The organism is Vibrio sp. 10N.222.54.A3 (assembly GCF_041474095.1).
GTDB classification, from domain to species: domain Bacteria; phylum Pseudomonadota; class Gammaproteobacteria; order Enterobacterales; family Vibrionaceae; genus Vibrio; species Vibrio crassostreae_C.
In genome coordinates this window covers 1-10,205 of the sequence record NZ_JBFRTN010000076.1, presented here as the reverse complement: position 1 = coordinate 10,205, position 10,205 = coordinate 1, and the positions used below count along the sequence as shown (strand labels likewise).

General features: G+C 43.3%; 10 protein-coding genes. 4 read left to right on the top strand and 6 right to left on the bottom strand.

The genetic code is table 11. The annotated features are described in order from the left end of the window. Positions 1-44: 44 nt before the first annotated feature. Together AB4507_RS16380 and nagA are read right to left on the bottom strand one after the other, a co-directional pair. The gene (locus AB4507_RS16380) at positions 45-1,259 is read right to left on the bottom strand and encodes an ROK family protein (RefSeq protein ID WP_017062194.1); all 1,215 of its coding nucleotides are present in this window, start codon (positions 1,257-1,259) and stop codon (positions 45-47) included. A 2-nt stretch (positions 1,260-1,261) separates the two neighbouring features. Beyond that, complete coding sequence (nagA, locus tag AB4507_RS16375) at positions 1,262-2,398, bottom strand: N-acetylglucosamine-6-phosphate deacetylase (RefSeq protein WP_017062193.1); 1,137 nt, start codon at positions 2,396-2,398, stop codon at positions 1,262-1,264. A 475-nt stretch (positions 2,399-2,873) separates the two neighbouring features. On the opposite strand from nagA, the gene nagE reads away from it, so the two are divergent. Beyond that, positions 2,874-4,424, top strand: coding sequence for an N-acetylglucosamine-specific PTS transporter subunit IIBC (nagE, locus tag AB4507_RS16370; RefSeq protein ID WP_372182968.1), 1,551 nt, complete (start codon positions 2,874-2,876; stop codon positions 4,422-4,424). Between the two features lie 299 nt (positions 4,425-4,723). After that, positions 4,724-6,391 carry a glutamine--tRNA ligase gene (glnS, locus tag AB4507_RS16365; protein WP_372182967.1) on the top strand — a complete coding sequence of 556 codons (1,668 nt, stop codon included), beginning with the start codon at positions 4,724-4,726 and terminating at the stop codon, positions 6,389-6,391. 148 nt (positions 6,392-6,539) lie between these two features. On the opposite strand, the gene fcrX is transcribed toward glnS, so the two are convergent. Continuing rightward, positions 6,540-6,989, bottom strand: a complete 450-nt coding sequence (gene fcrX, locus AB4507_RS16360; RefSeq protein ID WP_048606469.1) for a ferric iron uptake transcriptional regulator FcrX — start codon at positions 6,987-6,989, stop codon at positions 6,540-6,542. A 207-nt stretch (positions 6,990-7,196) separates the two neighbouring features. Here fcrX and AB4507_RS16355 point away from each other — a divergent pair, with 207 nt between their 5' ends. After that, the gene (locus AB4507_RS16355; RefSeq protein ID WP_019820496.1) at positions 7,197-7,703 is read left to right on the top strand and encodes a DUF4442 domain-containing protein; all 507 of its coding nucleotides are present in this window, start codon (positions 7,197-7,199) and stop codon (positions 7,701-7,703) included. 96 nt (positions 7,704-7,799) lie between these two features. Here the strand turns inward: AB4507_RS16355 and fldA are convergent, their stop codons facing one another. The 3 genes from fldA to AB4507_RS16340 all read right to left on the bottom strand — a co-directional run bounded on the left by fldA (position 7,800) and on the right by AB4507_RS16340 (position 9,480). Beyond that, positions 7,800-8,333 carry a flavodoxin FldA gene (gene fldA, locus AB4507_RS16350; RefSeq protein ID WP_010436745.1) on the bottom strand — a complete coding sequence of 178 codons (534 nt, stop codon included), beginning with the start codon at positions 8,331-8,333 and terminating at the stop codon, positions 7,800-7,802. A gap of 58 nt (positions 8,334-8,391) precedes the next feature. After that, positions 8,392-8,610 carry a DUF2788 domain-containing protein gene (locus tag AB4507_RS16345; protein WP_004737900.1) on the bottom strand — a complete coding sequence of 73 codons (219 nt, stop codon included), beginning with the start codon at positions 8,608-8,610 and terminating at the stop codon, positions 8,392-8,394. Positions 8,611-8,718: 108 nt separating this feature from the next. Then, positions 8,719-9,480 carry an alpha/beta fold hydrolase gene (locus AB4507_RS16340; protein WP_372182974.1) on the bottom strand — a complete coding sequence of 254 codons (762 nt, stop codon included), beginning with the start codon at positions 9,478-9,480 and terminating at the stop codon, positions 8,719-8,721. 93 nt (positions 9,481-9,573) lie between these two features. On the opposite strand from AB4507_RS16340, the gene seqA reads away from it, so the two are divergent. Continuing rightward, positions 9,574-10,113 (top strand): replication initiation negative regulator SeqA, encoded by a 540-nt coding sequence (gene seqA, locus AB4507_RS16335; protein ID WP_017061953.1) that lies wholly within the window; start codon positions 9,574-9,576, stop codon positions 10,111-10,113. Positions 10,114-10,205: the final 92 nt, after the last annotated feature.

The window sequence follows — 10,205 nt, the reverse complement described above, 5'->3', positions numbered from 1 at the left end:
GTGTTTATACAAACACGGCCCGCGGAAAATCAGAATTGTTTTCTCTAGTCTTCGAGAAGCTTCTGCAGTAACACGCCGTTAAGCATGGCGCGCTTAATCATAGCAAAAGCTCCCATCGTAGGATGTTTATCGATCTGTGATGCTACAATAGGCAGGCCGCTATGGAAAGTCGTTAACGACTGATTCTCTACATTGCGCTTAATTGCAGGAAAAACAATCTCTTGTGCCTTGGTAATATCACCAGCAATGATAACTTTTTGAGGGTTAAATAAGTTAATCGTCATCGCGATAGCCTTACCTAACTGGTTTCCTACTCGAACTAAGCTTTGCTTGGCTAGCTCATCACCATTAATCGCGTGGTCACAAACGTCTTGAATCGTAATATGCTCAAGCTCTGTTAAAGAAGACTCATAGCCTTGTTTAATCAGCTTCTGCACGCGTTCAACGATAGCTGGGTTTGCCGCTACTGTTTCAAGACAGCCGAAGTTACCACATTGGCATTGCTCGCCTAGCGGATCAATTTGGATATGACCAATTTCACCCACATTACGGTTATGACCTAGGAAAACCTGACCATTAACGATAATGCCTGCACCTGTACCACGGTGAACACTGACCAAAATAGAATCTTGGCTATCTTTACTTGCACCGAAGTAGTGCTCAGCAAGCGCCATTCCACGAACATCGTTACCAACAAAACAAGCAACATGGAATGTATCGCGAATAATGTCGCTTAATGCGAGGTTATCGATGTCGGTATTCGGCATGTACTCAACAACACCGGTCGTTGGGTTAACCAAGCCTGGAAGCGTGACACCAATAGCAATCAGTTGATCGATCTTTGGTTGATGCTCAGCAATGAAAGCTTTGAGGTTATTGACCAAGCCTTGGGTAAGGTCTGATTGGTCTGAATAATTCAGGTCTTGCTGTTGGAAAGCCAATTCACGACCACCAAGGTCATGCAGGCTTATTTGAATGTAGTCTCGACCCAAACGCACAGCAACAGAATGAAAAGGCTCTACTTCTGTGGTTAGGGAGATAGCGCGTCTACCGCCAGTAGACGCTTGCTGCGCAACCTCTTTAATTAGGCCGCGCTCTAAAAGTTGGCGGGTAATTTTTGTAACACTTGCCGGTGCGAGTTGGCTTACATCAGCCACTTGTATACGACTGATAGGCCCCTGTTGGTCTATAAGTCGGTATACCGCCGCACTGTTTAGTTGTTTAACTAAGTCTACGTTACCTATTTGTCCGCCATTCATACTTAATTGTGCTCGTATTGTCCGTTAACAACAGTCGCTTTAACGTTAAAGTCTCGGTCAAATACAGCTAGGTTTGCAACCATGCCTTTTTTGATTCGACCTAGCTTGCTTTCTACACCGATAGCCGTAGCTGGGTATAGCGTAGCCATGCGAAGAGCTTCGTCTAAAGCGATACCAGCGTGCTCAACTGTATTCTGAACTGCTTCAATCATAGTCAGAGCTGAGCCGCCCAGTGTGCCGTTTTCATCAACACACTTACCATCACGGTAATATACTTTCTTACCGACAAAAATAAAGTATTCCATGTCAGCACCTGCAGGAGCTGTGGCATCCGTCACTAATACCAACTTTTCTCCCTTGATTTTATGCGCAATTCTGATGTTTGCGTAATCAACGTGGAAGCCGTCGGCAATAATGCCAGCGTAAACCTCAGGAGTATCGTAAATCGCGCCAACAACGCCAGGCTCACGACCAACCATCGGCGTCATTGCATTGAACAGGTGAGTGGCGAACGTGATACCAGATTCGAAACCTTGACGCGCTTCTGCGTAAGTTGCGTTGGTGTGGCCGATAGAAACGACAACGCCAGCTTTGTGCAGGCGTTCGATGTGTTCAGGGTCGTTAAGCTCTGGAGCCAATGTTACTTTTGCAACAAGGTCACGGTTCTCACAGATAAGCTCAATCATTTCGTTGTCAGATTTACGAATGTGATCGACGCTATGGATGCCTTTTTTCGCAACGTTTAGGTAAGGGCCTTCAAGGTGCAGACCTAAAGATTGGTTTTGGTACTGGTTATGGTATTCACGAGCTGCCGTAATAACCGCACGCATATCTTCGTCTGAAGAGGTGATAAGCGTTGGTAGGAAGCTAGTACAGCCAGATTTCAGGTTTGCTTTGTGCATGATCTGCATGGTTTCTGCAGTGATCTCATCGTTAAGCATTACACCGCCACAACCATTCAGTTGTAGGTCAATGAAACCTGGGCTTAGGTTTGCTCCGTCTAGGTCGCGAAGCTCGATTCCTTCTGGCAATTCAGAGATAGGACAGACTTTTTTGATCAGTTCGTTTTCGATTACAACAGCATGATCGGTTAGAACATCACTACCAGTGTAAATTTTACAGTTACTTAGCGCGTACATAGTCAGCTAATCCTTATTTCGTGAGATCTTTTAAATTCGTTCGTTACCTAAATGCGGACTTAGTTTGCGAGCATCATTTACGTAACGATTTATCTTTTATGGGCAAACGGCTTCAAAATGAGAAGCGATTTAAGTTGTTGAAAAACATATGAACAATTGATTTTTATTATACATTTAGGTCCATCAATAATGATTATTCACGGTGCTCTATAAGCCCGGAGTTACCATCTTTTTGCCTAATGATTAGATTTGGATTTTATCCATAAATGTTCGTTTTTTTTAATGATAAAATAAGTTTTATGATCTCGCTAGCAAAAACCTCTGGATTTGGTAAAAACTGGTGATTAGGATCACAAATGGTAAGGTTTTAATTTGCGGAGCAAAATTAATTGAATACACTGAATAGGACTAAATTGAGCGACTAAAATAAGTTTCTCAAACGAATTCTAAAAAATCCTATAGGGGGAAACAACTGGTGAATATTCTAGGATATGCGCAGAAGCTTGGTAAGGCGTTAATGCTACCAATCGCAACGCTTCCGATTGCGGCATTGCTGCTACGTCTGGGTCAACCAGACTTACTCGATATCGCATTCATGGCATCTGCTGGTAACGCAATCTTCAGTCAACTACCATTATTGTTTGGTTTGGGTATAGCTATTGGTCTTTCTAAAGACGGTAACGGCGCAGCAGGTCTTGCTGGTGCAGTTGCTTACTTTGTTCTGACAGCAACCGCAACAAACATCGATGCTAGTGTAAATATGTCATTCTTCGGCGGTATCTTTGCAGGTATCATCGCAGGTCACTCTTACAATGCATTCCACTCGACTCGTCTTCCAGAGTGGCTAGCATTCTTCTCTGGCAAACGTCTAGTTCCTATTATGGCTGGTCTATTTGCTCTAGTTGCTGGCGCAATCTTTGGTGTTGTATGGCCTGCTGTTCAATCTGGTCTAGATGCACTTGCTCACGCAGTTTCAACGTCTGGCGCTATCGGTCAATTTGTTTACGGTACTCTTAACCGTGCACTTATCCCAGTAGGTCTACACCATGTACTGAACTCGTACTTCTGGTTCGGTATGGGCTCTTGTCAAGAGATCGTAGTTGCTGCAGAAGGCTTCTCTCAACTTTGTGTTGACCCTGCACTAGCTAAAACTTTAGTTGTTGGTCAAGAGTACACATTTGAATTTGCTAACTCAGTTAACCCAGAAATTGTTGCAACTGTTAAAGAAGTAACTGAAACAGTTAAATCTGGCGACCTACACCGTTTCTTCGGCGGCGATAAAGGCGCTGGCGTATTCATGAACGGTTTCTTCCCAGTAATGATGTTCGGTCTACCAGGTGCTGCACTTGCAATGTACCTAGCTGCTCCTGCTGAAAAACGTAGCCAAGTTGGTGGCGCACTATTCTCAGTTGCATTCTGTTCATTCCTAACAGGTATCACAGAGCCGCTAGAATTCATGTTCGTATTCCTAGCTCCTGCTCTATACGCAATGCACGCTGTATTTACAGGTTTGTCTCTAGTAGTTGCTAACATGTTTGGTACTCTGCACGGTTTCGGTTTCTCTGCTGGTCTTATCGACTTCGTATTGAACTGGGGTCTAGCAACTAAACCATTCGTACTACTACTAATCGGTCTTGGCTTCGGTGCTCTATACTTCTTCACTTTCTCTTTCGCAATCCGCGCTTTCAACTTGAAATCGCCAGGTCGTGAAGATGATGACGAAGCTGTTGCAGCTCCTGCTGGCGAAGCACCAAAGGGCGACCTTGCACGTCAATACCTGAAAGCTCTAGGTGGTCACGACAACCTAACTTCAATCGACGCTTGTATCACTCGTCTACGTCTAACTCTTAAAGACCGCTCTGTTGCAGATGAAGTTGTTCTTAAGAAACTTGGTGCTAAAGGTGTGGTTAAACTAGGTGAAAACAACCTACAGGTTATCCTAGGCCCACTAGCTGAAATCGTAGCTGGCGAAATGAAAGCTATTGGTGCAGGCGAAGACCTATCTGATGTAAAACTTCCACAGTAAGGGAAGTACTTAATTAAGACGTAAAGTTACTCTTAAGTAAGTGTCAAATTGAAAGCCTCCCACACGGGAGGCTTTTTTGTGCCTGCAGTTTAAGACCAGCGAACACGGTTCGTTCTATTCTTCATCGAATAGCAGAAATAATCGCAATTAACGGACGGTTCTTATTGTGCAAAGGCTAAGAATTGTGGATGATTAGCAACAATGATCTTTCTATCTTTGACTGGCGCCATAAGCGACCGTTTTCTTGGGGACGAAAGATAACTTTCTCTGACAATACTAAATACATAGAGGTGCTATAGATGAGTGAAGCTGAGGCTCGTCCATCGAATTTCATTCGCCAAATTATTGATAAAGATTTAGCGGATGGTACACACAGTAGCGTGCATACTCGTTTCCCGCCGGAGCCAAATGGCTACCTGCACATTGGTCACGCTAAATCTATTTGCTTGAACTTTGGTATTGCTCAGGACTACCAGGGACAATGTAATCTTCGTTTCGATGATACAAACCCTGAAAAAGAAGACGTTGAATACGTTGAGTCAATTAAGAATGATGTAAGCTGGTTAGGCTTCGAATGGTCTGGTGATATTTGCTACTCATCAAACTACTTCGATACGCTTTACGCTTATGCTGTGGAATTAATTAATAAAGGCTTAGCGTATGTTGACGAGCTAAGTCCTGATCAAATCCGTGAGTACCGTGGCACGCTAAAAGAGCCAGGTAAAGCGAGCCCATACCGTGACCGCAGCCCAGAAGAGAACCTAGCGTTGTTTGAAAAAATGCGTGACGGTGGCTTCGAAGAAGGTAAAGCGTGTCTACGTGCTAAGATCGACATGAGCTCTTCGTTCATGGTTATGCGCGATCCTGTTATCTACCGTGTTCGTTTTGCTCACCACCATCAAACGGCTGACAAGTGGTGCATTTACCCAATGTACGACTTTACTCACTGTATCTCTGATGCGTTGGAAGGTATTACGCACTCTATCTGTACGCTTGAATTCCAAGATAACCGTCGTTTGTACGATTGGGTTCTAGATAACATCACGATTGACTGCCAACCTCGTCAGTACGAGTTTAGCCGCCTGAATCTTGAATATACAGTGATGTCTAAGCGTAAGCTGAACCAACTTGTGGTTGAAAACCTAGTTCAAGGTTGGGATGACCCACGCATGCCTACTATTTCTGGCCTACGTCGTCGTGGTTTTACTTCAAGCTCGATTCGTGAATTCTGTAAGCGTATTGGTGTAACTAAGCAAGAGAACATGATTGAGTTCGGTTCACTTGAATCTTGCATCCGTGATGATCTGAACGAAAATGCACCTCGTGCAATGGCTGTTCTGGATCCAGTTAAGATCGTTATCGAAAACTACGAAGCAGATACAGTAGAAACGTTAACGGTTGCAAATCACCCAAACAAGCCAGAAATGGGCACTCGTGAAGTACCATTTACACGCGAAGTTTGGATCGAACGTGACGACTTCCGTGAAGAAGCAAACAAAAAGTACAAGCGTTTGGTTCTAGGTAAAGAAGTTCGCCTGCGTGGTGCTTACGTGATCAAAGCTGAACGTATCGAAAAAGGTGCAGAAGGCAACATTACGACTATCTTCTGTTCTTACGACAATGAAACATTGGGTAAGAACCCTGCAGATGGCCGCAAAGTGAAAGGCGTTATCCACTGGGTATCTGCTGATAAAGCACTGCCTGCTGAGATTCGTTTGTACGATCGTCTATTCACAGTGCCAAACCCAGCCGCTGCTGATGACTTCGCTGCAACGCTAAACCCTGAATCTCTTGTTACGCTAAATGGTTTTGTTGAACCTAGCTTAGCAGAAGGTGTGGCAGAGCAAGCGTACCAGTTTGAACGTACAGGTTACTTCTGTGTGGATTCGAAAGACTCTAAAGCAGATGCACTAGTCTTCAACCGCACGGTTGGTCTACGTGACACATGGGGTAAAACTGAAGCTTAATGCTTGAGTATTTAGTTTGTTAAAAACGACCCAATAAAAAACCGGCTTAGAGCCGGTTTTTTTGTGTCTGAATAATATGGGATAAGTATCGGAGATCGTACTTATGTAGGGCCATATAAAAAACGCCGGCCTAAGCCAGCGTTCTGTATTACTTCTTCGCTTTATGCGCGTCTGGATTGCCTTTGCAATCTCCGCTAATGCTTTTGCCGTACAAGTACAAACTGTGGTTTGTTAGTTGCACGTTGTAACGCTGAGCAATCTCTTTCTGTCTTTCTTCGATGATGTCATCAGAGAATTCGATCACTTCGCCACAATCTAAACATACAAGGTGGTCGTGGTGGTGCTGTGTAGAAAGTTCAAATACAGACTTGCCGCCTTCGAAGTGGTGACGAGTTACAATGCCAGCGTCATCGAATTGGTTAAGTACTCGATAAACGGTTGCAAGACCGATTTCTTCACCTAGGTCGATCAGCTTCTTATATAAATCTTCAGCACTAATATGTTGGCAGTCTGGCTGTTGTAATACTTCTAAAATTTTGAGCCGTGGAAGGGTCACTTTAAGACCTGCATCTTTTAGCGCTTGATTATTGTCTGACATATACTTTCCTGTTGATGATCTGCAGCAATTAACAGAATTCAATATTAATACCATTATAGTTTAGTCAGGCATAACAATAAACCACGAACTTCAAAGGGTTACTTACTGACATCACAATCTGTTTTGTAAATTGGAAGTATCTCACTTATAGTGGAGGTACGACCAGTCAAGGTGGCGGTGTTTCTGATATGAACATGGAATGTTGTTATGAATAAGCAACTCGCAAAAATATATAAACCCAACATTGTAAAATTTGCTCTTAATATTTGGCCTCCCTTTTGGGGAGCGGGTATTCGAATAGCCCACATTAGCGCTGACTTTAGGGTTGTTAAGACAGTACTTAAGCTACGCTGGTGGAATAAGAACGCCAATCGTACTCAATATGGCGGCAGTATCTTTTCTCTTACCGATCCCGTTTACTCATTGATGTTAATGGGAATTTTAGGTGAGCGATATTATGTTTGGGATAAAGAAGCGAGCATTAACTTCATCAAGCCGGGGCAATCGGACTTGTATGCAGATTTTGAGATAAGCCAAGGGCAGCTTGACGATATCTATCGCCAGACACAGCTCGGTGAAAAGTGTTTCCCCGAATTTATTATCCACGTGAAAGATAAGCAGGGTAATGTGGTTTCAGAAATTCAACGCACCCTCTATGTAAGAAAGAAGCCGCAATTTAGAGATGACGATGAAGCATTAGAAGCTGAGTGCTAATTAATAGATTTTAAATAGCAAAAAACCTCCTATAAGGAGGTTTTTTCATATCTACATAATGGTTATTAATTGTAACAATTAACAACCACTAGAGAATTAGTCTTCTAGCTCTGCTAGGCACATTTCTTCGTGGATTTGTTTAACCCAGTTAGATACGCGCTCATCAGTTAGCTCAGGTTGACGGTCTTCATCGATACATAAACCAACGAATTGGCTGTCATCGCCTTCAACTAAACCTTTCGATGCTTCGAATTCGTAGCCTTCAGTTGATGTGTGACCTAGGATAGTACCGCCTTTCGCTTCAACGATGTCACGGATAGTACCCATAGCATCACAGAAGTATTCTGCGTAATCTTCTTGGTCGCCACAACCAAAGATAGCAACAAGCTTAGTTGAGAAATCAATAGCTTCTAGCTCTGGGAAAAAGTCATCCCAATCACATTGTGCTTCGCCGTAGTACCACGTGGGGATACCAAGCAGCAGTAGATCGAAGTTATCGATATCTTCTTTGCTGCTTTTTGCAATGTCTTGAACGTGAACGAGCTGTTTGCTCAATTGCTTTTGAATCATCTTAGCAACAGCTTCAGTGTTACCTGTATCGCTACCAAAGAAGAGACCTACACTTGCCATAGAATCATTACCTTTCATTTTGTCTGTTGTCGGTGTAATAAAGTTCGGAAGAGAATCGTTAGATCCCAGTTCCTTCCCAGCTTAGTTGGATTATCCCTTTGGCGATAAAACCCGCACAGCCAAGGAAAAGTACTAACCATACGATGCGACGACCAAATGGAGGAACATTTCCCTGCTTGAGAACGTCCTTAATTGCCATACCGATTAAAAAGAAAATCGCGGCAAACAGGAGATCTAAACCAACAGATTCGATGATGTTCATGTAGTCGTAAAGCATGGGAACCTTATATACCAATTTTGCTTGGGCGCACTATATCACTGTTGTGAGATAAAGTTAATCTGCAGTAATTACACAGCTCTCATTTATCTGCACGAAAAAGCGCAGTTAAGCGATGAATTTTCTAATTGCTCGAAGTACTTCTGCTGGTTTTTCAGCATGCAGCCAGTGACCGGTGTTGGCAATGACGTGCGCTTTTGCATTAGAAAATTGCTGTTGAACGGCTGCTTGATGTTCTGCGGTGAGGTAATCTGAATCCCCACCTTTAATGAGCAAGGTTTTGACCGAGGTTTTCTCGATCGGTTCCCAACCAATAATATGTGGGTAGTTGCTCAATAACGAAGCAACATTGAAGCGCCATTCCATGATGCCTTGCTCTGTTTTGAACAAAGATTTGGTTAAAAACTGGCGAACGCCATCGATCTCGATATGTTTTGCGAGAACCTTGAGTGCATCTGAGCGTGAAGTCGGCTCTTCTTCTATCACGGCTTGCAGGCCTGCGAATACGTTGTCGTGGCGACTCTGAGTGTACGTGACCGGAGCCATATCCAAGACAATCAATTTATGCAGCGCAAGATGTTGTGTCAGTGCCATCGCTACTTTGCCACCCATCGAGTGACCAATCACAGTGACGTCTTCTGACTTAAGATCATGCAGCAGTTGAGCCACGTCTTGTGCCATCGCTTGATAGTTATGAGTGTCACTATGGAAGGATTGACCGTGGTTGCGGAGATCGATACTAAGTACCTGATGATCGGCTTTTAGATCCCTAGCGAGCAAGCCAAGGTTGTCCAGATTACCGAATAATCCATGGATCAAAACAATGGTGTGACCCTCACCTTCAATTTTATAGTTGAGCTGTACTGACATTTTTATCTTATTCATGGTGGGTTTGACGTAGAGTATCCGCGCGGATCTCGCTATAATCCCCCAGAGTTTAAACATTGAGATTGTGAAAAGCGAATGAAAACAATTGAGGTTGATGAGGACCTATACCGTTTTATTGCGGGTCAGACAGAACGTATTGGCGAAAGCGCTTCAGATATTCTGCGCCGCTTGTTACAGGTTGATAGCCAAGGCATGGCTCCGATCGAAGAGATCGTTGAGCCAAAAGGTATCGTTGTTAGCAAAGAGGTAGGCTTTACTCCAGAGAAGTTCGATGGCGTTAAAGAAATGCGCTCACTACTAATATCAGATGAGTTTGCATCACTAAAGAAAGCCATTGATCGTTTCATGCTTGTGTTATCAACACTGCATAAAATCGACCCTTTAAGCTTTTCAGAAGCAACTCAAGTAAAAGGCCGTAAGCGCGTTTACTTTGCAGATAACGAAGCGACGTTGCTAGCAAACGGCAACACGACTAAGCCTAAAGCTATTCCACAAAGTCCTTTTTGGGTTATTACTAATAACAATACAAGCCGAAAAAGACAGATGGTTGAGCAGCTTATGAGCCGCATGAATTTCCAAGCAGAATTGATAGAAAAAGTAACAGGTTCAATTTAACGAAATCTGATTTAAACCTCATAATATCCATGGATAAGAAGATATTATGAGGTTTTTTTGTTTTAAAATTTTATATATAAGGATGTCGAAAA

Bases quoted from the DNA above. Each gene is read 5' to 3' on its own strand.
- nagA (WP_017062193.1), bottom strand. From the start codon at position 2,398: ATGTACGCGCTAAGTAACTGTAAAATTTACACTGGTAGTGATGTTCTA.
- AB4507_RS16345 (WP_004737900.1), bottom strand. From the start codon at position 8,610: ATGCTTTACGACTACATGAACATCATCGAATCTGTTGGTTTAGATCTC.
- seqA (WP_017061953.1), top strand. From the start codon at position 9,574: ATGAAAACAATTGAGGTTGATGAGGACCTATACCGTTTTATTGCGGGT.
- fldA (WP_010436745.1), bottom strand. From the start codon at position 8,333: ATGGCAAGTGTAGGTCTCTTCTTTGGTAGCGATACAGGTAACACTGAA.
- AB4507_RS16340 (WP_372182974.1), bottom strand. From the start codon at position 9,480: ATGTCAGTACAGCTCAACTATAAAATTGAAGGTGAGGGTCACACCATT.
- AB4507_RS16380 (WP_017062194.1), bottom strand. From the start codon at position 1,259: ATGAATGGCGGACAAATAGGTAACGTAGACTTAGTTAAACAACTAAAC.
- fcrX (WP_048606469.1), bottom strand. From the start codon at position 6,989: ATGTCAGACAATAATCAAGCGCTAAAAGATGCAGGTCTTAAAGTGACC.
- glnS (WP_372182967.1), top strand. From the start codon at position 4,724: ATGAGTGAAGCTGAGGCTCGTCCATCGAATTTCATTCGCCAAATTATT.
- AB4507_RS16355 (WP_019820496.1), top strand. From the start codon at position 7,197: ATGAATAAGCAACTCGCAAAAATATATAAACCCAACATTGTAAAATTT.